The sequence below is a fragment of the Mesorhizobium sp. M0292 genome (assembly GCF_040321695.1).
In the GTDB taxonomy this organism is placed as follows: domain Bacteria; phylum Pseudomonadota; class Alphaproteobacteria; order Rhizobiales; family Rhizobiaceae; genus Mesorhizobium.
This window is the reverse complement of sequence record NZ_JAMYSB010000003.1, coordinates 70,440-93,804: the sequence shown is the minus strand read 5'-3', so window position 1 is coordinate 93,804 and position 23,365 is coordinate 70,440. Positions and strand designations below refer to the sequence as shown.

Annotated in this window: 20 protein-coding genes and 1 pseudogene; 5 read left to right on the top strand and 16 right to left on the bottom strand. The window is 63.6% G+C overall.

Annotation, left to right across the window (positions count from 1 at the left end):
- Window positions 1-2: 2 nt before the first annotated feature.
- From NKI96_RS05395 to betI, 3 genes are read right to left on the bottom strand one after another with little or no spacing between them, the layout of a single operon-like run.
- A complete protein-coding gene (locus NKI96_RS05395) occupies window positions 3-1,007 on the bottom strand; it encodes a threonine/serine dehydratase family protein (RefSeq protein ID WP_023687208.1) in 1,005 nt (334 codons plus the stop codon).
- Window positions 1,004-2,533 carry a choline-sulfatase gene (gene betC, locus NKI96_RS05390; RefSeq protein ID WP_023687209.1) on the bottom strand — a complete coding sequence of 510 codons (1,530 nt, stop codon included), beginning with the start codon at window positions 2,531-2,533 and terminating at the stop codon, window positions 1,004-1,006. Before betC ends, NKI96_RS05395 begins: the two co-directional genes overlap by 4 nt.
- A gap of 8 nt (window positions 2,534-2,541) precedes the next feature.
- Window positions 2,542-3,132: a choline-binding transcriptional repressor BetI gene (betI, locus tag NKI96_RS05385; protein WP_023692769.1), complete on the bottom strand. Its 591-nt coding sequence runs from the start codon at window positions 3,130-3,132 to the stop codon at window positions 2,542-2,544.
- A 199-nt stretch (window positions 3,133-3,331) separates the two neighbouring features.
- Here betI and NKI96_RS05380 point away from each other — a divergent pair, with 199 nt between their 5' ends.
- The gene (locus NKI96_RS05380) at window positions 3,332-4,498 is read left to right on the top strand and encodes an acetyl-CoA acetyltransferase (protein ID WP_023698158.1); all 1,167 of its coding nucleotides are present in this window, start codon (window positions 3,332-3,334) and stop codon (window positions 4,496-4,498) included.
- A gap of 28 nt (window positions 4,499-4,526) precedes the next feature.
- A complete protein-coding gene (locus tag NKI96_RS05375) occupies window positions 4,527-5,531 on the top strand; it encodes an asparaginase (protein WP_023735549.1) in 1,005 nt (334 codons plus the stop codon).
- Here the strand turns inward: NKI96_RS05375 and NKI96_RS05370 are convergent.
- On the bottom strand, window positions 5,524-6,879 hold the full coding sequence (locus NKI96_RS05370) for a TIGR03808 family TAT-translocated repetitive protein (protein WP_023698160.1): 1,356 nt from the start codon (window positions 6,877-6,879) through the stop codon (window positions 5,524-5,526). The genes NKI96_RS05375 and NKI96_RS05370 overlap by 8 nt on opposite strands.
- Before the next feature lie 139 nt (window positions 6,880-7,018).
- Between NKI96_RS05370 and greA the strand changes: the two genes are divergently transcribed.
- Window positions 7,019-7,492, top strand: a complete 474-nt coding sequence (gene greA / locus NKI96_RS05365; RefSeq protein WP_023670749.1) for a transcription elongation factor GreA — start codon at window positions 7,019-7,021, stop codon at window positions 7,490-7,492.
- A 111-nt stretch (window positions 7,493-7,603) separates the two neighbouring features.
- Here greA and NKI96_RS05360 read toward each other — a convergent pair whose 3' ends face one another.
- The 3 genes from NKI96_RS05360 to NKI96_RS05350 form a co-directional block, all read right to left on the bottom strand.
- The gene (locus tag NKI96_RS05360) at window positions 7,604-7,735 is read right to left on the bottom strand and encodes an AbrB/MazE/SpoVT family DNA-binding domain-containing protein (protein ID WP_023732052.1); all 132 of its coding nucleotides are present in this window, start codon (window positions 7,733-7,735) and stop codon (window positions 7,604-7,606) included.
- 64 nt (window positions 7,736-7,799) lie between these two features.
- Complete coding sequence (gene scpA / locus NKI96_RS05355; protein ID WP_352538465.1) at window positions 7,800-9,920, bottom strand: methylmalonyl-CoA mutase; 2,121 nt, start codon at window positions 9,918-9,920, stop codon at window positions 7,800-7,802.
- Window positions 9,917-11,359, bottom strand: a complete 1,443-nt coding sequence (locus NKI96_RS05350) for a methylmalonyl-CoA mutase subunit beta (protein ID WP_352803225.1) — start codon at window positions 11,357-11,359, stop codon at window positions 9,917-9,919. Before NKI96_RS05350 ends, scpA begins: the two co-directional genes overlap by 4 nt.
- A gap of 349 nt (window positions 11,360-11,708) precedes the next feature.
- On the opposite strand from NKI96_RS05350, the gene NKI96_RS05345 reads away from it, so the two are divergent.
- Window positions 11,709-13,253 carry a helicase HerA-like C-terminal domain-containing protein gene (locus NKI96_RS05345; protein ID WP_352803223.1) on the top strand — a complete coding sequence of 515 codons (1,545 nt, stop codon included), beginning with the start codon at window positions 11,709-11,711 and terminating at the stop codon, window positions 13,251-13,253.
- A gap of 71 nt (window positions 13,254-13,324) precedes the next feature.
- Window positions 13,325-14,194 (top strand): aldose 1-epimerase, encoded by an 870-nt coding sequence (locus tag NKI96_RS05340; RefSeq protein WP_352803220.1) that lies wholly within the window; start codon window positions 13,325-13,327, stop codon window positions 14,192-14,194.
- 4 nt (window positions 14,195-14,198) lie between these two features.
- Here NKI96_RS05340 and NKI96_RS05335 read toward each other — a convergent pair whose 3' ends face one another.
- From NKI96_RS05335 to NKI96_RS05295, 9 genes and pseudogenes are all read right to left on the bottom strand, one after another.
- The gene (locus tag NKI96_RS05335; RefSeq protein WP_352512382.1) at window positions 14,199-14,675 is read right to left on the bottom strand and encodes a DUF4189 domain-containing protein; all 477 of its coding nucleotides are present in this window, start codon (window positions 14,673-14,675) and stop codon (window positions 14,199-14,201) included.
- A complete protein-coding gene (locus NKI96_RS05330; RefSeq protein WP_023727661.1) occupies window positions 14,672-15,367 on the bottom strand; it encodes a hypothetical protein in 696 nt (231 codons plus the stop codon). Before NKI96_RS05330 ends, NKI96_RS05335 begins: the two co-directional genes overlap by 4 nt.
- 13 nt (window positions 15,368-15,380) lie before the next feature.
- Window positions 15,381-15,956 carry an invasion associated locus B family protein gene (locus NKI96_RS05325; protein ID WP_023670757.1) on the bottom strand — a complete coding sequence of 192 codons (576 nt, stop codon included), beginning with the start codon at window positions 15,954-15,956 and terminating at the stop codon, window positions 15,381-15,383.
- A gap of 9 nt (window positions 15,957-15,965) precedes the next feature.
- On the bottom strand, window positions 15,966-19,952 hold the full coding sequence (locus NKI96_RS05320) for a YadA-like family protein (protein WP_352803467.1): 3,987 nt from the start codon (window positions 19,950-19,952) through the stop codon (window positions 15,966-15,968).
- Between the two features lie 6 nt (window positions 19,953-19,958).
- Window positions 19,959-20,126 (bottom strand): annotated as a pseudogene (locus tag NKI96_RS05315) (hypothetical protein); the annotation flags it as partial.
- A complete protein-coding gene (locus NKI96_RS05310) occupies window positions 20,053-20,643 on the bottom strand; it encodes a hypothetical protein (protein WP_352803218.1) in 591 nt (196 codons plus the stop codon). The gene NKI96_RS05310 and the pseudogene NKI96_RS05315, both read right to left, overlap by 74 nt.
- A gap of 1 nt (window position 20,644) precedes the next feature.
- Window positions 20,645-21,064, bottom strand: a complete 420-nt coding sequence (locus NKI96_RS05305) for a hypothetical protein (RefSeq protein WP_352803215.1) — start codon at window positions 21,062-21,064, stop codon at window positions 20,645-20,647.
- A gap of 233 nt (window positions 21,065-21,297) precedes the next feature.
- Window positions 21,298-22,233 (bottom strand): helix-turn-helix domain-containing protein, encoded by a 936-nt coding sequence (locus NKI96_RS05300; protein WP_352803213.1) that lies wholly within the window; start codon window positions 22,231-22,233, stop codon window positions 21,298-21,300.
- A gap of 808 nt (window positions 22,234-23,041) precedes the next feature.
- Window positions 23,042-23,242 carry a hypothetical protein gene (locus NKI96_RS05295; protein WP_023684556.1) on the bottom strand — a complete coding sequence of 67 codons (201 nt, stop codon included), beginning with the start codon at window positions 23,240-23,242 and terminating at the stop codon, window positions 23,042-23,044.
- Window positions 23,243-23,365 lie beyond the last annotated feature (123 nt).

The window sequence follows — 23,365 nt, the reverse complement described above, 5'->3', positions numbered from 1 at the left end:
GTTCACATGCGCCCATCGTTCATATGCGAAATAAAATCGGCGAGCGAGACATTGCCGCCGGTAGCCATGACCAGGACCGTTTTACCCGTCACATCCACCTTGCCGCCGAGAAGCGCCGCCAGAGAGGCGGCGCCCGATGGCTCGAGCACCAGCTTCATCCGTTCGAAGGCGATCTTCATCGCTCGCCTAACCGATTGGTCGTCGACGGTGATGCCGCGCACGCCAGCGGTCTTGACCGCCGCGAACGGCGCGTCGCCCGGCCGCCGCGACATCAGCCCGTCGCAGATCGATTTCGGCGCGATCGGCATGGTCTCGATGGCGCCATGCGCTAGCGATGCACCCATGCCGTTGAAGCCTTCCGGCTCGACGCCGATGATCTCGGTTGCCGGCGACAGATAGTGGAAGGCGAGCGAGATGCCGCCGATCAGTCCGCCGCCGCCGACCGAGCAGAACAGAAGGTCGGCACTGGCGTCCTTTGCCTCGAATTGTTCGAGCGCTTCGAGCCCGGCGCCGGCCTGGCCGGCAACGATCTCCGGATCGTCGAATGGATGCAGCAACGCCAGCCCTTCGGTCTCGGCAATCTCGCAGGCCTTGGCGGCTGCGACCTCTTCACGGGCGCGCTCGCCATGATCGGTCAGCACGACGCGCGCGCCATAGCCTGTGGTCGCATCGCGCTTGGCGGCCGGCGCGTCGATCGGCATGACGATGGTGACGGGAATGCCGAGCGCCTGGCCGGCAGCCGCCAACCCTTGCGCGAAATTGCCGGAGGAGTAGGCGACGACGCCTTTTATGGCCTCATCCGGCGACAGCCGCTTCAACCGCCAATAGGCCCCGCGCACCTTGAACGAGCCGGCCCATTGCAGTGATTCCGGCTTGATAAAGACGCGGGCCGCACCCGTCTCCTTGGCCAAGGCTGTCGATTCCAGCAAAGGCGTGATCTGCGTCGCCTTCGACGTCACGGCATAGGCCTGTCTGAGGTGCTCGAGGGAGGGGACAATTGTCATCATTCGCCTCGCGGAAAGCGTTTCTGTTCCTCGAGATTGTCGAGGTTCATGTGGTTGCGCATGTAGCGTTCCGACGCCTTCTGCAGCGGTTGGAACTCCCAGGGGTAATGCGTGCCGTTGCGTAGCGCCGGATAGACCACCCAGCGCCGCGCCTGGCTGGTACGCACGGCGGCGTCGAAGGCGGCCATGTCCCAGCGCGCTCGTACGGCTCCCGTGAAGGCCGCCACCAGATCGGCATGCGTCGGATCGGTGGCAAGATTGGTGAGTTCTTGCGGATCGGCTTCGAGATCGAACAGAAGCGGCGGATCGATCTCGCAATGGATGAATTTATAGCGGCCGTCGCGGATCGCCACCAACGGCGCGTTGGAGCCTTCGGCGGCATACTCCATCAGAACTGGAGCATCGCGTTTCGTGCCCTCGAGCAGCGGCAGCAGCGACTGGCCGTCGGTCCACGGCGCGATCGCCGAGATGTCGATGCCGGCGAGATCGCACAATGTCGGCGTCACGTCGAGATTGGAAACCGGCGCGTCGATCAGCCCCGCGGCAACGCCCTTGCCGGCGATCATCAGCGGCACCCGTGCCGAGCCCTCGAAAAAGTTCATCTTGAACCACAGGCCGCGCTCGCCAAGCATATCGCCATGGTCGGAGCAGAACAGGATGACCGTGTCGTCCAGCATGCGCGTACGTTCCAGCACTGACATCAACTCGCCGACCTTGTCGTCGAGATAGGAGATGTTGGCGTAGTAGCCGCGCCGCGAGCGGCGGATCTGCTCCGGCGTGATGTTGAAACTGTCGTAGTCGCTGGCGCGGTAAAGCCGCTGCGAATGCGGGTCCTGATCGGCATAGGGGATGAATCCCACCTCCGGTTCGAGCGCCGGACAATCTTCATAGAGATCCCAATATTGCCGCCGTGCGACATAGGGGTCGTGCGGGTGGGTGAAGGAAACCGTCAGGCACCAGGGCCGGCTGGCCGCATCGTCGGAGGTGCGGGCAAGGTCGTAGAGTTTTTGCACCGCGTGGAAGGCGACCTCGTCGTCATACTCCATCTGGTTGGTGATCTCGGCGACGCCGGCGCCGGTCACCGAGCCCAGATTGTGATACCACCAGTCGATGCGTTCGCCGGGCTTGCGGTAGTCCGGCGTCCAGCCGAAATCGGCGGGATAGATATCGGTGGTCAACCGCTCTTCGAAACCATGCAACTGGTCGGGGCCGACGAAATGCATCTTGCCCGACAGGCAGGTGTAATAGCCGGCGGCGCGCAGATGGTGAGCATAGGTCGGAATTGAGGAGGCGAACTCAGCGGCGTTGTCGTAGACTTGGGTGCGCGACGGCAATTGGCCGCTCATGAAGGCGGCGCGCCCCGGCGCGCAAAGCGGCGAGGGCGTATAATTGTTCCGGAAACGTGCCGCGCGCGCGGCCAGCTCCTTGAGATGCGGCGCGTGCAGGAAGTCCGCCGGTCCGTTCGGAAACAGCGTGCCGTTGAGCTGATCGACCATGACGATCAGGATGTTGGGTCGCCTTTGTGTCACTGAGGCTGTCACTGTGTCTGTCGCCCGCCGAGTTTGGTTTCCAGATAGTCCTCGACCAGCGCAATCGCGGTCGCCGCGTCCGGCACGCCGTCCTTCAGCGCCCGCCTGATGTAGAGCCCGTCGATCATCGCCGCGGTCGCTTCCGCCGCGCGGTCGGCTTCGTGCCTGGCCAAGATGCCGGTCAGCCCGCTCATTAGGTTGGAATGCAGCCGCCGCGCATAGACCCTGAGCAGCCGGCGCAAGGCCGATGATTTCTGCGCCTCGACATAGAAGGCGAGCCAGGCCGCGATGGTTTCCGGCTGGAACTGGATGTCGGAGAAGTTGACGGCCACCACGGCCGAAACACGTTCGCGCGGCGAGCCGGCGGATTGCAGCGCGCGCCGCATGTCGATCGTCAGCTCGGCCAGAATATGCCTCATCGTCGCCAGCAGCAGCTCATCCTTGGCGCCGAAATAGTGGTGAGCCAATGCTGACGACACACCGGCGCGCCCCGCTATCTCCGACATGGTCACGTCAAGCGAGCCGCGCTCGCCGATCGCCGAGATCGTCGCGTCGATGAGCGCCTTGCGGCGCAACGGTTCCATTCCGACTTTAGGCATGATGTTCCCGGCTTTTGCGGCGGAGATTATTTTTTATTGACGCGTCAATCAACAAAAAACGATCCGATTGGAACCTGCACCAAGCGATTGTCGGCTTGCGGCCCTTTTCGATGCGGGCGGGATTGTTTATATTTGAACAATAAAGGCGAAGTGCGCCATTTGCCCACATGTTAGGCTGGCGCCAAGGATGGAGACCGCCATGACCGCATGCATCGTTGGCTGGGCGCATTCGCGCTTCGGCAAGCTGGAAGGCGAGACGCTGGAAGGCCTGATCACCAAGGTCGCGGTCGACGCGCTCGACCATGCCGGCATCGGCCCGGATGAGGTCGACGAGATCGTGCTCGGCCACTTCAATGCCGGCTTTTCCCCACAGGATTTTACCGCCAGCCTCGTGTTGCAGGCCGACGACCGACTGCGCTTCAAGCCGGCGACGCGGGTCGAGAATGCTTGCGCCACCGGTTCGGCCGCGGTCCGGCAAGGCATCCGCGCCATCGACGCAAACGCTGCCCGCATCGTGCTGGTGGTCGGCGCCGAGCAGATGACGACGACGCCCGGGCCTGAGATCGGGAAGAACCTGCTGAAAGCTTCCTATCTGCCGGAGGAGGGCGACACGCCGGCCGGCTTTGCCGGCGTCTTCGGCAAGATCGCGCAGGCCTATTTCCAGCGTTATGGCGACCAGTCGGACGCGCTGGCGATGATTGCCGCCAAGAACCACAAGAACGGCGTCGACAATCCGTACGCGCAGATGCGCAAGGATTTCGGCTACGAATTCTGCCGCCAGGAAAGCGAGAAGAACCCCTTCGTCGCCGGTCCGCTGAAGCGCACCGACTGCTCGCTGGTCTCCGATGGTGCAGCCGCCCTTGTGCTGACCGACACCTCGACGGCGCTGAAGATGCGCCGCGCCGTCGCCTTCCGCGCCAACGAGCATGTCCAGGATTTCCTGCCGATGTCGAAGCGCGACATCCTGTCCTTCGAAGGCTGCGAACAGGCCTGGAACCAGGCGCTGAAAAAGGCCGGCGTGACGCTCGACGATCTCTCCTTCGTCGAAACACATGACTGCTTCACCATCGCCGAATTGATCGAATATGAGGCGATGGGCCTGGCCAAGCCCGGCGAAGGCGCCAGGCTGGCGCTGGACGGCACGACGGCCAAGGACGGCAGGCTGCCGGTCAATCCTTCGGGCGGCCTGAAGGCCAAGGGCCATCCGATCGGCGCCACCGGCGTGTCGATGCACGTCTTATCTGCCATGCAGTTGACGGGCGAGGCCGGCGGCATCCAGGTGCCGGGCGCAAAGCTCGGCGGCATCTTCAATATGGGTGGCGCTGCCGTCGCCAACTACGTTTCCATTCTCGACCGGATCAGGTAGAAGCGGCCCGTATTTTTGGGGCGTGGTGATGACAAATCCGGTTCTGGTCGAGGTCTTGCGCGGCGCGATCGTCGAGAGCGTCCATCGCGGCGCTGTCGCAATCTTCGACGGTGACGGCAAGCCTGTCCTGGAGATCGGCGATACGGCGCGGCCGGTGTTTCCGCGCTCGGCGGTCAAGGCGATCCAGGCGCTGCCGCTGGTTGAAACGGGTGCTGCCGATGCGTACGGCTTGGGCGACCGCGAACTGGCGCTGGCCTGCGCTTCGCATTCGGGCGAACCCGCGCATGTCGAACTGGCGCAGGCGATGCTGGCCAAGGCCGGGCTCGACAAGTCGGCGCTGGAATGCGGCGCGCATTGGCCGTCGAGCCACGACGCGACGATCGCACTGGCCCGCACAGGCGTCTCGCCGAACGCACTGCACAACAATTGCTCGGGCAAGCATTCCGGATTTCTCTGCACCTGCGTGCACTCAGGGATTGCCCACCAAGGCTACGTCAAGGCAGGCCATGGTTTGCAGGAGATGGTGCGCGACGCCATGCAGGCGGTGACCGGCGCTGCCCACGATGCGGATCACCGGGCAACCGATGGCTGCTCGATTCCCACCTATGCCGTGCCGCTGAAAAGTTTTGCCCTTGGCTTTGCCCGCATGGCGACGGGCAGGAGCTTTGGCCCTGAGCGCGCCAAGGCGGCCAAACGCCTGCTGTCTGCCTGTATGGCCGAGCCTTTCCTGGTCGCCGGCACCGGCAAAGTGGATGTGGCGCTGATGCAGGCCGCGCCCGGCCGCATATTCGTCAAGACGGGCGCCGAGGGTGTCTATTGCGCTGCCGTTCCGGAGCTTGGCCTCGGCATCGCGCTAAAATGCGATGACGGCGCCGGCCGCGCCGCCGAGGTGATGATTGCCACTGTGCTGGCAAAACTTCTCAGCGCCGACGGCGCACTGGCGGCGAACCTTCTGGAGCGGGCCAATCCTCCGATCGAAAGCCGCATTGGCGCCAAGGTCGGCTCGCTGCGGCCGACGACGACGCTCAGCTGACCCTGTTTCGCTCGACCGTCAGGTGCGCATAGCCGCTATCGCTCGACCGCGCGAGGTCGCCGGTCGCCGGTTCGGCCCAGCGCTGGCCGATGATGGCGCCGTTCTTGGCGCCGTCGATGACGTTGTCGGAAATGATGGCGTTTCCAGCGCCTTCTACCACAGTGACGGCGATGCCGGTTCCGGCCTGACGGATGATGTTTCCCGTCGCCACAACATTGCGCATATAAGCGCCCCAGCCGATCTGCATGCCGTAGAGCGGCGCGTTCTCGATGACATTGCCCGAGACGGTGGTGTCGGCCTCGACGCTGATACCGACGCCGAAGCCCGGCGCGTCGGCGGGGTAGGGGCCGGTGGTCGAGAGGTTGCGCATGATGTTGTTTGAGCAGACACCCATACGGCCGCCGTCGTTGAAATTGACGATCGAGATGCCGTTAGCGGCACCATCGACGATGTTGTTGCCGATGATGGCGCCTTCGAAGGAGAATTCGGAATAGAGCGCGGTTTCGCCCGACCGCGAGCAGGTGTTGCCGGTCATCTGCAGATTGCTGGAACTGTTGGCGCGGATCGCCGAGAAGGCGCAGTCCGAGACGATGTTGCCGGTGACCGAGACATTGCCGGCACGGAAGGCGTTGATGCCATTGCCGTTCTGCCCGGTGCCGCCGCCGCGCGCGCCGATCCGCTGCACGCGGTTGCCGCTGACGATCGTGCCGTCCTCGGCCTGCTGCCAGCGATGCACAAGAATGCCGCCATTGCCACAGTCGGATACGGTGTTGTCGGATATCGCCAGGCCAGCGGCCTCGACGGAGTAGATGCCGGCGTCCGCAGCCCCCGAAATCTCGGACCGCTCGATGCGGCCCGACGCATGCTCCAGCGCCAGCCCATGCTTGCCGCTGCCGGTGATCGTGCAATTGTCAATGACGAGATGGGCGACGCGGCGCAGGTCGAGCAGGCCTTGCGCATCGTCGGCCAACCCGCCGTTGGCGCCGTCGAAGACCAATGCGGTGAACTCTATATGCTCGGCCTGTTCGGCCGTCAGCAAATGGCCATTGCCGCCATAGAGGATGCGCGAGGCGCCCGGCACGCCCGAAAGCCTGACGCGGGCGGGCAGGGTCAGGTTGGACACGACATAGGTGCCCGGCGGCAGGAACACCGGCGCATTGCGCTGGCTTGCCTCGGCTAGCATCGTGGCGAAGGCCTTGCTCTGGTCGTCCGGTGCGTCCGGCTCCACGCCAAGCTCGGCGGCATTGATCGAGCCAAGCGCTGCCGTCTTCGCCAAGGCGTTGTCCAGCGAAACGCCGAGCACCGCAAAGCCGACAGTCCCCTTGAGAAGCGTTCGTCTGTTCAACATCGGCACAGATCCCTGCGATGAAATGGTTCTTCGCAGGAATTGGGCCAGCCGCATAGGTCTCCGCTCGGCGATAGTCCGACCAATGACCGGGTCCGCCAAGTGGCTTGTACAGTCGCCGAAGCGGGCCTAAGTTTATCCGATGAGCAGGGCTTTCACCCGCGAGGAAGACAGCGAAAACGCCATTGCCGGCATCGGCGAGCGGCCGATCAGCCAACACCGCAATCTGGTGACGGAGCGCGGCCTGGCGATGATCGAGGACAATCTGGCCGATCTGCGCGACATTTTGGCGAAAGCCGAGCGAAAAGCCGATCGCGAGCGCATTGCCGTCGTCTCGCGCGACCTGCGCTACTGGACAGCGCGCCGCGAAAGCGCCGAGCTTTCCGTGCCGGAACCGGGCAGCGACCAGGTGCGCTTCGGCATGGGTGTCACGCTGGAAAGCGATGACGGCAAGAAAGTGCACTGGAAGATCGTCGGCGAGGACGAGGCCGACCCCTCAAAGGGCAGCATCTCACACGTCTCGCCAATGGCCGTGGCGCTGTTCGGCAAGAAGGTCGGCGACGTCGCAAGCGTCAACGGCAAGGAATGGGAAATTGTCAAGCTGTCGGACGCCTGACGCCAGCTCACCCTATTTGCACAGCCAGCTTTCGCAACGCGGGCTCATACTTGTCCATGACATCGCGAGCAGCACGTATTTGCCGTTCGACGTCGTCACACGGCACCGGCCTTAGGATGATGCCGTCGTGGTTTCGATGATCTGGAGTTCATCGCCCACTTGCAGGCTCAAGCTGTCGAGCGTTTCCCGCGGCAGGATTACAACGCCCGATCCGTCCTCAAGTCCGTGAATGATGGTGTTCATAGCTATACCATAGGTTGCGCCCGATATTGTAACGCAACTTTGATAAGCAGTGCAACTGTTTCAATCAGCTCGCCAGCAGCCGGTCCAGCAACCGATCCGCAGCCTCCGGGATAACCGTCCCTGGCGGGAAGATTTCCGCGGCACCCGCTTCCAGCACTGCGCCGTAATCCTGCGGCGGGATGACGCCGCCGACGACGATCAGCATGTCGGGGTGGCCGAGTTTCTTCAGCGCATCGCGCAATTCGGGGATCAGTGTCAGGTGCCCCGCCGCCAGCGACGAGGCGCCGATGACATGGACGTCCTGCGCCACCGCCAGCCTGGCGATCTCGTCGGGTGTCTGGAACATCGCGCCGACCGTCACGTCGAAGCCGAGATCGGCGAAGGCCGTGGCGATCACCTTCTGGCCACGGTCGTGGCCGTCCTGTCCCATCTTTGCGACCAGGATGCGCGGCTTGCCGCCGGACTTCTTCTCGAAAGCTTCGAGCTTCTCCAGCAATCGGCCGACCGTCAGATTGTCGCCAAGCGCATTGCGATAAACGCCGGAGATCGTTTGCACCGAGGCGACGTGACGGCCAAAGACCTTTTCCAGCGCCAGCGAGATCTCGCCGACCGTGGCATAGGCGCGCGCGGCGCGGATGGCAAATTCCAGCAGGTTTCCGTTACCCTGCGCAGCGCGGGTCAGCGCATCGAGCGCGCTCTCGACCGCGCCGACATTGCGCGTGCCTTTGAGGTTCTGCAGCTTCGACAACTGTCGGGCCCTGACCTCGGCATTGTCGATCTTCAGCACGTCGACTTCGATGTTGTTCTCGGGGCGATGCGCGTTTACGCCAACCAGTATCTGCTCGCCGGAATCGATACGCGCCTGCGTGCGCGCCGCCGCTTCCTCGATGCGCAGTTTTGGAATGCCCTGTTCGGTTGCCGCCGCCATGCCGCCAAGCGCCTCGACCTCTTCGATATGGGCGAGCGCACGCGCCGCCAGATCATGCGTCAGCCGTTCGACATACGCCGAGCCGCCCCATGGATCGATGATGCGGGTGGTGCCGGATTCCTTCTGCAGGATCAACTGCGTGTTGCGGGCGATGCGGGCCGAGTGGTCGGTCGGCAGCGCCATCGCCTCGTCGAACGAGTTGGTGTGCAGCGACTGGGTATGTCCCTGCGTCGCCGCCATCGCCTCGATCATGGTGCGGGTGATGTTGTTGTAGGGGTCCTGCGCCGTCAGCGACCAGCCGGAGGTCTGGCAATGGGTGCGCAGCGACAGCGAGCGTTCATCCTTCGGTGCAAAATTCTTCTGCATCAGGGTCGCCCACAGCAGGCGCGCCGCGCGGAGCTTGGCGATCTCCATGAAGAAGTTCATGCCGATCGCCCAGAAGAAGGAAAGCCGCGGGGCGAAACGGTCGATGTCGAGCCCGGCGGCGACGCCGGCGCGGGCATATTCGATGCCGTCGGCGATGGTGTAGGCGAGCTCCAGGTCCGCGGTCGCGCCGGCCTCCTGCATGTGATAGCCGGAGATCGAGATCGAATTGAACTTCGGCATGTGCTGGGAGGTATAGGAGAAGATGTCAGACACGATCCGCATCGAGGGCTTCGGCGGATAGATGTAGGTGTTGCGGACCATGAACTCTTTCAGAATGTCGTTCTGAATGGTGCCGGCGAGATCCTTCTGCGCGACGCCCTGTTCTTCGGCCGCAACGATATAGAGCGCCATGATCGGCAGCACCGCGCCATTCATGGTCATCGACACCGTCATTTCGTCGAGCGGGATGCCGTCGAACAATTGCCGCATGTCGAGGATGGAATCGATGGCCACGCCCGCCATGCCGACATCGCCTGATACACGCGGATGGTCGCTGTCATAGCCGCGATGTGTGGGCAGATCGAAAGCGACCGAAAGGCCCTTTTGGCCGGCGGCGAGATTGCGCCGGTAGAAGGCGTTGGATTCCTCGGCCGTCGAGAAGCCGGCATATTGCCGGATCGTCCACGGCTGCTGGACATACATGGTCGGGTAGGGACCGCGCACGAAGGGCGGCATTCCCGGATAGGTGTCGAGATGCGGCAGCCCCTTGAGATCGCCCTGGCCGTAGAGATGCTTGACGGCGATGCCTTCCGGCGTCAGCCGCTGGCCCTTGACCTCGACCGGCGCGCGCCGTGGCGCCGACCAGCCAATGTGGCTGAAATCCGGGATCACTGTGCGGCTCCGATTGCCTGGTCGATGCGGACGGGAAACAGCGCCTCGCACACCGCCACGCCCTCTGTGAAAGGCGGCCGCCGCTCAGCCGCCAGCGTCTCGACCGGGGCATCGTTTTTCAGCGGGTAAAGCGTGGTGCCGATGATTGCCCGTTCACCCGACCGGTAGGCCTCGGCGCGGCGCTCGGATGCTGCCTTCACGCGCTTCTGGATATGCCCTTGCTGCAGGCTTGCCAGAACGCCGCCTTCCGCTTCGATCCGCTGGAACTCTTCCCACGCCGCTTCGCACAGGCCCAGGGTCAGCGCCTCGACCGCGCCCGACCCCAAGGCTGGGTCGGCGACATGGTCGATATGGCTTTCATTGGCCATGATCAACTGCGCATTGCGGGCGATGCGGCGGGCAAAGCCGGCCGGCAGCCCGTGGGCGATGGTGTGTGGCAGGGTGGAGATCGAGTCCGCGCCGCCTGCTGCCGCTGCAAAGCTGGCAATGGTGGTGCGCAGGATGTTGGTTTCGGCATCCGCCGCCGTCATCATGCGGAACGACGTCTCGGCATGGATGTTGGCTGTCGATGCCGGGATGGAACAGGTTTCCTGGATACGTGCCCACAGCCTGCGCAACGCCCGGACCTTGGCCATGGACAGGAACTGGTCCTGGTCGACGCTCAGCGCAAAGCCGATATGGGGAGCGGCATAGACAAGCGGCTGGCGCGCATCCTCGAACATCCTGAGGTAGGACACGGCGGAAGCGAGCATGGTGCCGAGTTCCTGCGCCTCCGTGGCGCCGGCATTGTGGAACACCCGCCCGTCTGCCTCCAGCAGCACACCCGGCACGCCCAGCGAGAAGAAATGCGCCAGCGATTGCGGCATCGATGCCTGCAACGCCTCGATCGACATGCGCAGCCGGCCGGTTCCGGCAAAGATTGCCGCCGGGTCGATGCCGAAGGAGAGGTTCAGCTTTGCCGGGTCGGAGCGGCGCTTGCTCAGGAACGCCACCAGCCAGTCGGCAACGGCACGGCTCCAGGGATGGGCGTCGATGCGGATCTGCGTGCGGTTTAGCGGTACGCCGTCCAGCACCGTCTCCAGCGCCTGCGCCGTCCTCGGCAGGCCATAGCCGAACGCATTCGGAGCACCCTCGAAGACAAGCGACAATCCCGTCGCGCCTTGTGCCACATCGTCCAGGGCCTGCGTCTTGGCGCGGCCGATATCGGGATGGTCAATGCGCTGGCTGACAATCCAGGGCAATTTGGGGTTGGCGCGCACAAGCGGCTCGGCGCCGCCGGCGCGATCGTAGAGCGGTTCGATGCGAATCTGATCGTCGGTATGCGAGACCAGTTTTTCCTCGAAGGAGGCGCCGGCGAGCGCCTTTTCGGCCAAGGCCAGCCAACGCTGGCGCTCGACGCCAGCGGGTTCGACACTCCTGGTCAAGGCTCCGGCGCCCATCCATGCTCCTCGTTTTTATGCGGCCGCACCAGCGTCAGCGGTCCAGTCTACGGTTCCCTGCCCGATATCGCAATGCAATGCGCCTGCGACGGCTGGATTCGATGTCCTGGATATAGGGCAGCCTACGTGGACGAACCATGAACGATTGCCAAACAGCGGCAAAATCCGCAAGTTCCAAAAACCGATTTGGAGGATTGGTTCAATTTAGACGATTGGCCCAATCTGGATGAATAGCCAACTGGATGGATAGCCCAATTGGAGAATAGCATTGTCGCTGCGCAATGGCCTGACTATACCCTGCGGCACGGCCACAGGCTTTTAACACATCAGTTTGCGGAGACATGGCCATATGGCTGACGACACCAGCATTTTCCTCGGCGCCAGCCGCAAGCCCGACGACAGCTATCAGCGCGCCGAACAGCTCTTGCTGCAATATGGCAACCGCCATGGCCTGATCACCGGCGCCACCGGCACCGGCAAGACGGTTAGCCTGCAGATCCTGGCCGAGGGGTTTTCCAATGCCGGCGTGCCTGTGTTCTGCGCCGATATCAAGGGCGACCTGTCCGGCATTGCCATGATGGGCAAGGCGCAGGATTTCCTGGTCAAGCGGGCCGAGCAGGTCAAGCTCGACCCTTACGACTTCCAGGAATTCCCGGTCATCTTCTGGGACCTGTTCGGCGAGCAGGGCCATCCGATCCGCGCCACCGTCTCGGAAATGGGGCCGCTGCTTCTGTCGCGGCTGATGAACCTCTCCGAAGCGCAGGAAGGCATCATGAACATCGCCTTCCGCATCGCCGATGAGGATGGCCTGCTGCTGCTCGACATGAAGGATCTGCAAGCGCTGCTGGCCAACATCGCAGCGCGCGCCGACGAGATCAGCTCGCGCTACGGCAATGTGACCAAGCCGTCGGTCGGCGCAATCCAGCGCACGCTTCTGGTGCTGGAACAGCAGGGCGCGGCGCATTTCTTCGGCGAACCGGCTTTGCGCATCGCCGACATCATGCGCACCACCCGCGACGGCCGCGGCGCCATCAGCGTGCTCGCTGCCGACAGGCTGATGATGAACCCCAGGCTCTACGCCACCTTCCTGCTCTGGCTGATGTCGGAACTGTTCGAGCAATTGCCCGAGGTCGGCGATCCCGAAAAGCCGAAGCTGGTGTTCTTCTTCGACGAGGCGCATCTGCTTTTCGACGAGGCGCCGAAGGTGCTGATCGACCGCGTCGAGCAGGTGGTTCGCTTGATCCGTTCGAAAGGCGTCGGCGTCTATTTCGTCACGCAGAACCCTTTGGACATCCCTGAAAAGGTTCTCGCCCAGCTCGGCAACCGTGTGCAGCACGCGCTGCGCGCCTATACGCCGCGTGAGCAGCAGGCGGTCAAGACCGCCGCCGACACCTTCCGGCCCAATCCCGATTTCGACTGCGCCACCGCCATCACCCAGCTCGGCACCGGCGAGGCGCTGGTCTCGACGCTGGAGGTCAAGGGCGTGCCGTCCATGGTGCAGCGGACATTGATCCGGCCGCCGTCGTCCAGGCTTGGCCCGATCACGGCGGACGAGCGCCGCAAGCTGATCGACCAGAGCCCGGTCGCCGGCCAGTACGACCAGACCATCGACCGCGAATCGGCCTTCGAGATGCTGCAGAAGAAAGCCAAGGATGCGCAGGACGAGCAGGCGCAGCAGGCCGACAGCGGGCGCTCGCGCTGGACCATTCCGGGCTTCGGCAATGACGATCGGCCGCCGCAGCAATCAGGCGGTCGCCGGGCCCCTGCACCACGGCCGTCCAACCGCCAGACGGTGGCCGAAGCCGCGATCAAAGCGGTGGTGCGCTCGGTCGGCTCGTCGGTCGGCCGCGCGATCGTGCGCGGGATTCTGGGCAGCCTGTCCAGGGGGCGGTGAAAAGTCTCAGATCGCCCGCCTCGGACATGATCAGCGGCCAAAATATCGCCATCGACGGCGGTTGGTGAGGGGTGGCCGGCCTCCTGGAACTGCGCGACGACCGCGCCCGTCTGGTCCTGGCGCCCCAAAAGGGCGCGGCGATCGACCGCTTCGACGCACTGGTCTGCGGCGCAACGGTGCCGCTGCTCCGCCCCGACGATGGCACCGGCGCCTCCGGCTGCCAGCTTCTGGTTCCCTGGTCGAACCGCATCTCAGGCGGCGGTTTCGCCTTCGACGGCCGCTTCCATGCGATCGAGCCGAACGTGCCGGGGGAGGCCTTTCCAATCCATGGCGACGGCTTCCAGAGGGAGTGGCGGATTGCCAGCCACAGCGCCACCGAGGCGGAACTGGTCCTCGACGCCGGTGAAATCGGCCCCTACCGATATACGGCGCGGGTCGCCTATGCGCTGCATGACGGGGCCTTGCATGTCACGCTCACGGTGGAGAATCGCACCGGCATTCGCCTGCCTTACGGGCTCGGTTTTCATCCCTGGTTCCCGCGCAGCGCCGGAACGACGCTCGAGGCGAAGGCGGCGCGGGTCTGGCTGGAGGACAAGCATCATCTGCCGGTCGGCGTGGCGCCGGTGGCCGATTACCCCGCGTGGAATTTCTCGAACGCCTCCCTGTTGCCGCGGAGCTGGGTCAACAACGCCTTCGACGGCTGGGACCGCCGCGCCAGGATGACCCGGCCCGAGGACAGGATCGCCATCTCGCTCACGGCCTCGCCGCCGCTCGACGTCTTTATCCTCTATTCGCCGTCGATTGATGCGGATTTCTTCTGCTTCGAGCCGGTGTCGCATACCGTCGATGCGCATCACGGCAAAGGGCTGACCCCGCTTGAGCACGGCGCTACGCTGAGTGCAAACATGCGCCTCGATTGGCGTTCCGCTGCTTCGCTCTGATGCGTCATGTGCACACCCACTCGCGGATCTTGCATTTCTGTCCGCTCCGCTCGCACGCCTGCAGTGTCAGGTCTTCGGCATCCCGGCGTGTTTGCGCCGTCTCGGCGCCCCAACTGGTCAGCCGCCCTTCCGGCTTCTCGCCTACGGCGAGGGCGCCGCAATGCTTGTAGGGAAAGCCGGTATTGTCGTCATCGTCCCAATGGCGATGGTTGCGGAATACGCTGACCACGGCGCAGCTGCCGCCGCCGGCGTTCTGGCAATGCTTCAGCGCGATGTCCATCGCCTCCTGCCGCTTGTCGGCGCCCCAAAAGAAGCCGTGCTTCTCGTCGGGGCTCGAATAGGCGATCGCCGCCCAGATGCCTCTCTCCTCCTGGGCCGGCGGCTCGGGCACGTCCGCCGCCGGGGCTAGGTCCGCCGCGCCCAGCCGCCCGGCGCAAAGCAACAGCATGCCGATCGCCGCAATGGCGGAATTCACCCTCATTGTACGCCTCCTTGTTTTCCTGCTGCCGAGGCCACGGAAATGACGACGCAGCTGTTGCCGGTTGGCAGCAGCATCGCGTTGCCCCCTCCATTGGCGAGTTCATAGACGCTGATTTGTCCAAGATTGTTGGCGAGCTTGCTGTCTTTCGGAAGCAGGGCCGGAACATCGGCGCAATTGGCCGCGAATGGCGCCACCCTGACCATCGTACCTTCGCAAACGGATGCGGTGGGTGCTGCGAACACCAGGCCTGCCGCCGGACCGCTGTAGCCCTGTGTAGCGTAGTTCATGCCGACCAAGGCTTCCACGAGGTGTTTGTCGGGGGCCTCGTTGTTCCAGATCGACTGGACGCTGTACGTCGTGCCGGTTGTCAGCATCTGCCCAAGGGCTGGGAAAATGTTGGAACAAGACTGCAAGCCTGCCTCTTTGGCGTGTTGCAGAAATGGCGTCTCGGCCAGGGCCGGATTGGGCTGGTTGGTCTCCGCGACCGCCGGCTGCGGCAATAAATTGTGGAGCAGGTCGTAGCGCATGGCCGCGAAGCCGGCCGTGGCGACGACGGCAATGGCGAGCAACGAGAAGACAGCGGTCCTCGCGCGGTTTCGTTGCGGTCTGCTCCGGTCTTCGATGCCGACCCGGACAGCATCCTTTCCCTGGTTGCGGGACATTATCCGGTCATGGATCGATTGCTGGTTCATCGCGATTGCCTCGTCAATTGATCGCCGCAACGGCCGCGGCCAAGCCCTTGAGGGTGGCGGTTACGTTGATCGTCCTGCCATCCGTGGTCGGGAAGGAGATGACGGATGCCGCGGCCTTCGAAATCTGTTCGCGCATGATCGGACCAACCGGCAGCATGCCGACGCAGACGGCCTGATTGCATCCGTCGAGTTGAATTTTTATCGGCTCCTTGCGCCCCTCGAATGTCAGCGAGACAGGAGCGTCGCTCTTGGCGATCGGCGGGGCGCGCAAGATCATGTAGGGGTTGCCTTCCTTGGTGGCGGCAAGCGACCAGCTGAACGCAACCTGTCCTGCCTGGTCCTCGATGATCTGGGTGACATTGCAGACCTTTTGGCGCGCCTTCAGGTTCTCGTCGCAGATCAGCGTCCAGTTCTCGAAAGGACGGGTGGTCCGTTGATACTCGCCAAGCTTCGCATCCGCAGGGATCGCTACGTCGGAAGGTTTTACCCTGTAGCCGGAAGGGATCGCTTCCTGCCCGGCCGCTAACGGGCCGGACAGGAGCATTGACGTCATGGATATCGCGACAGCAAGGACTGCCTGCCTGATCATGGCCGGGCTCTAGTTCAGCGTAAGGCTGACGCCCGCGCCGACACCCCAGTGTCCCCCTGCCGTCGTACCGGACAGGTTCGCTCGAACACGTCCTTCCTCGCTGGTGTAGCCGGCGCCGAAGGCCAGGGCGCCTTCACCGCGCCAATAGCCTCCGCCGGCGGCCACGCTCAGCTTGCCGGGACGATCGTCGTAGCGCAGCGAGCCGGCCGCCAGGCCGATTGCCGCAGCCTGGCGCGCCTCGCCCCTGACCTCTCCCATGTCCATGTTGAGCTGGCTAAGTTTGGAGTCCGCATACGCATTGGCTTGCTGCAGCGTGGTGGCCGCCACCTGGTTGGTGTAGTTCTTCGAATTGTCCAGGTTCAATGCTAACCCGCTGTTGAACTGCTGAACATTGACCGCATCGGTGTTGGCAACGCCCGGCCCGACATTGTGGATGACCACCGGCGTGTTGGGATCGCCGCCGGCAAGCGTTATCGAGTTGGACTTGTTGCCGTTCCCGTCCTTGTCGTACTGGACGGCGAACTGGTTGAGGTCGCCGACGCTACCCTGCATGGCTTCGACCGCCTGGTTGGTGGCGAAGAGCTGGCTGCCGTTGATGGCGTCGGTGGAGGTGCCGCTGATCCGGCCCGCCGCGACATTGGTGACGGTGCGCTCGTTGCCGACGGTGCCGACGCTGACCGTGCTCGTCGGAGCTGTTCCGGCGAAGGTATAGGCAACGCCGTTGATCGTGGTGCCGGTGGTGGCGACCGCCGCCGCCGTCGTCGAGCCCGCGCCGAGCGCGACGCTGCCCGGCTCGTTGGCCTTTGCGCCGGCGCCGAGCGCCACCGCCTGCGCTCCGTTGGTGGTCGCGTTGGTGCCGAGGGCGATGCTGTCGGCCTGGTTGACGGTCGAGTTCTGGCCGATCGCAATGCCTCCCGGCGCCGTCTGCTGCACGATGGCGCCATTGCCGATGCCGATGCCATTGTCGCCGTTGACGGTGGTGCGCGGACCGACCGCAACCGAATCGACGCCGACCGCGAGCGAGTCCGCTGCCGTCGAATTGGCATGGAAATACAAGCTTCCCGTCACCGCGAACGAGCTCAGCGCGCCCTTCAACTGGCGGAGCGTGACCGCGTCCTGGTCCTGCGTGCCGTCGGCCACGTTGATGATCTGGCGATAGGAGGTGGAGGTGCCGACCGAGACGGCGCCGAGCAGGCTCATGTCCGCGGTGTTGTAGGGAATGAGGCCGGTGCCCGAGAGGATCGATCCCGATACGGGCGCGACCGCCCGATCCGAAACCGAGCCGGCGCCAAGCGCCACGCCGCCGATGACGCTGGCCTGGGTGTCGCGGCCGAGCGCCAGCGCATTGTCGGCGCTCGCGGTCGCCTGGTAGCCCAGGGCGGAAGAGCCGATCCCTTGCGCGAAGGAGTCCGCGACGGCAAGCGTCCTGTCGTTGGTGCGCACATAGCGGATGCCGTCGCCATTGGCGTCGGTGTAGGCCAGCGAGGTGTCGCCCGTAATGTTGCTGATCGAATTGCCGAGATTGGTGATGTCAGCCGTGTTGGCGGCAATGTCGGTCGTGTTCTGCGTCACCTGCTGGTTGGTCGCAAACAGCTGCGAACCATTGACCGCGTCGGTCGAGGAGCCGCTCAACTGCCCGGCCGCGACATTCTGGATCTGGCGTTCCGCGCCCACCGAGCCGACCGAAAACGCTCCCGCCGGCGTGGTTCCGGCGAAGGTGTAGGCAACGCCGCCGATCGTGGTGCCGCCGACCGCCGTCGTCACGGTCGACACCGCATTTGCGCCGATCGCCACGTCGCCGGCATTGTTGGCCACGGCATTCGGGCCGATGGCAACGGAATCCGTCCCCAGCGCCTGCGAATCCGCCAGCGTCGAATTGGCGTGGAAATACTTGATGCCGCCGCCCGTGCTGATGCTGTTGATCGTGTTGCCGAGATTGGTGATGTCGGCGGTGTTGGCGGCGATCGCCGTGGTGTTCTGCGTCACCTGCTGGTTGGTGGCGAAGAGCTGCGAGCCATTGATGGCGTCGGTCGACGAATTGCTGAGCCGGCCCGCCGCGACATTGGTGATGGTCCGCTCCGCGCCGAGCGCGCCGACGCTGACGGTGCTCGCCGGCGTCGTACCGGCGAAGTTGTAGGCGACGCCGCCGATCGTCGTGCCGGCGGTGCCGACCGCCGCGGCGGTTACCGAGCCGGAGCCGAGCGCCACGTCACCTGCGTTGCTGGCAGCAGAGCCGGCGCCCAGCGCGATCGCGTTCTGGGCGGCGGCATTCGCACCTACACCAACAGCGGTCGCCTGAACGCCGGTCGCAAACGCGTTCTGGCCGATCGCCGTGCTGGACGTGGCTGTGGCGTTGGCATTGGCGCCGACGGCGGTGCTGTATTGGCCCGAGGCCTTGGAGATGTACCCCATTGCCGTTGCGTCAAGCGCCGATGCGACGGCGCCGCTGCCGAAGGCCGAGGCGTTGGCGTCGGAGGCGCTCGAATTGGTGCCGGCCGCGATGGCGTTCGTCCCCGTCGCGGTGGAGACCGGTCCGATGGCGACGGAGTCCGTGCCCGTTGCAGACGAGTCCGCCGCCGTCGAATTGGCGTGGAAATACTTGATGCCGCCGCCGGTGCTGATGCTGTTGATCGTGTTGCCGAGATTGGTGATGTCGGCGGTGTTGGCGGCGATCGCCGCCGTGTTCTGCGTCACCTGCTGGTTGGTCGCAAACAGCTGCGAGCCGTTGATCGCGTCGGTCGACGAGTTGCTGAGCCGGCCCGCCGCGACATTGGTGATGGTCCGCTCCGCGCCGAGCGCGCCGACGCTGACAGTGCTCGTCGGCGTCGTGCCGGCGAAGCTGTAGGCCGTGCCACCGATCGTCGCGCCGCTGGTGCCGACCGCCGTCGCGGTCACCGAGCCCGAACCGAGCGCTACGTCGCCGGAGCTTGCCGTCGCCGTCGCGCCATTGCCCAGCGCGACATTGCCGGCAAGGCCGGCTGCACCCGCTGTCGAGCCATTGCCCAGCGCCACGGAGCCTTGCCCGACGGCCTTGTTGTTGTTGCCGATGGCAACCGCGCCTGCGGCCTGGTTTGCGGCTGTGGCGGTTGCCGTGCCGTCGCTGTTGGCGATGTTGTTGGCGCCGCCGGTGAAGGCGCCGGTGCCGCTGGCATAGCTCGGATCGCCAATGGAGACAGCGCCGTTGCCAAAAGCTGTGTTGCCGGCGCCGATGGCGACAGCCTTGCCGCCCGTGGCCGTCGCGGCCGTGCCGATGGCAACCGCGTCGGCGGAATTGGCGACCGCGCCAGTTCCGGCGGCGATGGCATTCTGGGCGGTGGCGGCAGCGTTGTTGCCGATCGCCACAGTGGCGACGGCTGTGGCCTGGGCTCCAGAACCCGTGGCGACCGAGCCGGTTCCACTCGACACAGCACCATTGCCCAATGCAAGAGCAAAGTCGCCCGAAGCATTCGAGGTAGTGCCCAGCGCCGTGGAGCTTGCTCCCGACGCAGCGGCTCTCTGCCCCCCAGCAAACGAATTGGTACCGCTGGCGACAGTTCCCCAGCCTACGGCTGTCGCATAGTTGTTGCTGGCCGTGGAACTGGTGCCTAGAGCAGTGGCATTCCCTCCCGAAGCGACGGACAACGTGCCCAAGGCGTTGGAGCCGGCTCCAGTGGCATTAGCCTGAACGCCGAGTGCAACGGAATTGACACCGCTCGAGATCGTGCCTTGGCCCAACGCCATCGCGCCACCCGCTCCTGTAGCCTTCGCATTCAGGCCAATAGCAACCGCGTATTGCGCCGACGAAACGGACGAACGTCCCATCGCAATGGCATCGACCTGGGATGCTGTCACATCTGTGCCGATGCCGACCGCGCCTTGGGCCAGCGCTCCCGTTCCGGCCGCGGTACGTGAGCCGAGATAGACGGAGTTTATCGCCGTAGCAGTCGACTGGAATCCGATGGCGACGGCATTCTGGTTGCTTGCTACGGCGCTGTTACCTTGGGCAATCGAATCCACGCCGGATGCCGTTGCCCCGAACCCGAGCGCGGTGGCGCGCAGCCCGGTCGCCCGGGTAACAGAGCCGATGGCCGTCGAGTTGACTCCGTCGGCACGCGCATTATTGCCAAAGGCGGCCGCTTGTGGTTGCAACCGAATTAATGCCAATAGCGCTTGCTGCGTCCCCGTTGGCATTGGCGTTCCCGCCCACGGCGAGGGCATTGACACCGGTTGCGCCTGCGAAGACACCTATGCCTATGGAATTGAGGCCATTGACACCCATCGCATAGCCGATGGCGATCGTGCCGTCGCCCGTTGCACTGTTGGAACTGCCCAACGCCACGCTGTTGTTGCCATTCGTCGCGGCGCCGTTACCGATGGCGACGGCGTTGCCGCCGGTCGCCGAACCGCCGCCAGCCTGATATTGTGCCTGGGCCGGTGTGGCGAGGCCGAGCGCGGCGATCGCGGCCAGGCCGCCGAGCATGCTGGCCGGGCTCACGCCACAGGCCAGAGCCGAACGCACGCTGGTGCCGCTTCCCAATGTTCCCAGACCCATATTCTTGCGACCGAATCCAAGAACCCGGTGAGCCATGCGCAGCACCGCCATCAGGCGGCGCCGCACCGAGCGGCTGTCGGCCGCGCCCGCGATCCAGTTTCCGACAAAGCTTGAAGAAAGTTCGATCCTTCTCCGCCCCTCGACGCGTTTGGTCATGCTAGTTTTTCCTCGCAATTGCCGAGGCGCTCTGATGTGCCGCACCATTCGCCTCGGTGGCCAAAAAATCTTCGAAATTGCGCGTCTTCTCCCGCAACGAGAGACCGACCTTCGCGCCTTGTTTTTCAATCAGCTGATAGGCGCTCGCGACCCATGGCTGCGTCGGTTCTGGAACCGTATGCAGTGCAGCCTCCGTCCGTTCCGGCGGCAGGCTTACCGCCACCAGCGCGCGGCAGAGATCGAAATGAAATCCCGGATCGCCGTCACCACAAGCCGGAGAGGTCAGTCCAAGCACGAAACAGGCCAGGAGATGGTCGAGTTCCGCAGCGCTGATCCGGCTGGCGTATTGGCGTTGCAGTGCAGCCCAGGCCGCTTCGGCCTTAGGCGCGAAGACCTCGATTTCCGCGAATTGAATGTCCATGGGACAATCCGACATGCTGTATCATCTGGTTGCTCCCCCGCCCCAAATGACTTCCATCGCGACCATGAGCACATTCGCGGTGCAGGTATTTTGGAATAATCCGGAATCTTTGTAGGAAAATCCGGTATTTGGTCCCTGCGCGACAACTGTGACTGCTCTGCCACACAACCTTCGACTATACTGAAGATCAATCGAGGTATCGCCGCGGACAATCATGCGCGCCGCAACAGTCGTTAACGTTGCAGCTTCACCTGCCTGGGGGTTCTGTTCCGGTATCTGGACATGGTGACTGTCAAGTGGCTCTGGTCCGAGAATCCACTGAGATGAGCGACTTCCGCAATCGACAGGTCGCTCTCGATGAGAAGTTTTTCGGCGAAATCGAGACGCAGCCGCAGCAGGTATTTGTGCGGCGGCTCGCCAAAGGTCTTGGTGAATGCCAGGATGAAATGGCTCGGCGAAAGGCCACAGAGTGCGGCCAACTCGGCCACCGCGATCTTGCTGGAAAAATTTACCTCCAGGAATTCGCGCACCCGCCGGGCGCTGCGGTTCGACAGACCTCCCTTTGGGGCTTGTGGCAACTTTCGCGCTCCTGCGTAGTTCCGAAGCAAATGGACGCCGAACATGGTGACCAACGAATCGACATAGAACTCGTTTGGAGTTTCCCGATCCGTCAGTTCCGCCTTCAGCAACTGCGCGAGTTGCAGCGCCTGGAAGTCGACGGTCCCGAACGGCGGCGGTTGAAGCTCGGCATGGCCGGTGTCGAATTCACGCGTTGCCAGCTCGAAGAGACTCTCGGGGGTGAGCGCCACGATTGCGCTTTCCGTGGTGGATGATCGGGTCACCTTGCCGCCGAGGTCGGCTGGGACGATCATGATCATGCCGACGTCGCCGTCGTATTCGTGGACTTTGTCGCTGCCCAGCGATGCCGCAATCCCTGGTGAGGGTGTAAGCAGAACCGAAGCGAAATGTTCCGCCGCTTTGAATGTGTGTGATCCCGGCCCATGAACGACATGAGCCGCGCCGCCTCGAAACGTGACCAGGTAGCGCCCCGCGCTTTCCGGAATTCCGTCGAAGATGCGACGATCCTCGCGCCGCCGCTCTGTCCCGGCGCTTTCCTGGACGTTGCCTCTATGTTGCATCTTCGTCTCTGCCACTGCTGCGCCGATCAATCCAATCCTGTGCTGTATCGAGGCGCCCAGAATTCACGTTTGCTCCTGGGCGTTCCTTCGAATCCTACAGATGCTGCTTTATATTGCAAAGAAGAATTTGAGCTCAAATGAAAATTTTACCAGGATTTTGACTATAAATTTACAGGTTCGAATTTTTAGCCAAGGCTACCTGACTATTTTCCGATCTTATCTTACATTTTGCCTAGTTATTGTGCATAGTGTGCCGTCACAATCCAGCGTTGTATTCCGAATATAGATCGCGCGGCCATTGACAGAGCTGGTCGACTATCTGTCATTGCCACGGACGATCCAGCAGCAGTTATCGCCCGAATCATGGCTTCTTTCCCTTGTGCTTCTTCATGGCGGTGGCCAAATGGCCTTGATCCGAAAATCCCGCGAGGTAGGCGACTTCGGCGATAGCGACCCTCCGGGAGCGATCCAGGGCTGCGGACAGAGCATATCCCGCTCCCCCGCATGGTTGCTCTTCTGGGATTGGCATTTTCGGGGATTATGTCCGAGGGCGTGCCGATCGACCCGATCGGCGCCTGCGCTGCGTTCCTGAACCTCGCCCGCATTTTTCATTCAGCCTTGCCTCAGCCGCTTTGCCAGCCCATCGAAATTCCGTGCCGTGCAAACAGCCAACCCGGAAATCCGGACGGTAATTTGTATCCCCCATAGTCCTGCCCAAAGGCAGCGTAGCGCATCCCGCGGATAGAAAAAACATTGTAAGTGAAGAAAAAAGTTCGCGCGAGAAAAACATGGCCTGGCTTGGCCGGCGCTACGGAATTATCCGGCTCACGCAGGCCTGCTAAAGATCGCCTCGGCGTTTCTCGTACAGATCCCAGGACAGCTCGACCATGGCCAGAAGAACGTCTTCCTGGCTCCACCCGGCGGCAACCGCCGCCTCGACAATTCCACGGACGAGCGGCAGCAATTGGCGCTCGCATTCGGCCGACAGGTTGGCCTCGGCGCCGTCGGCAGGCGGACTATCGAAATCAAATCCCACCATCGGCGTTCCCCCGCCATCAATGATCTAATGAAATGTATGTCTCTGCAATCATACTCCCGTCTAATATACATCAATCGGTAACGAAACACAGCAGCGTCGAGATTGACAGGGCATGGCCGCCCC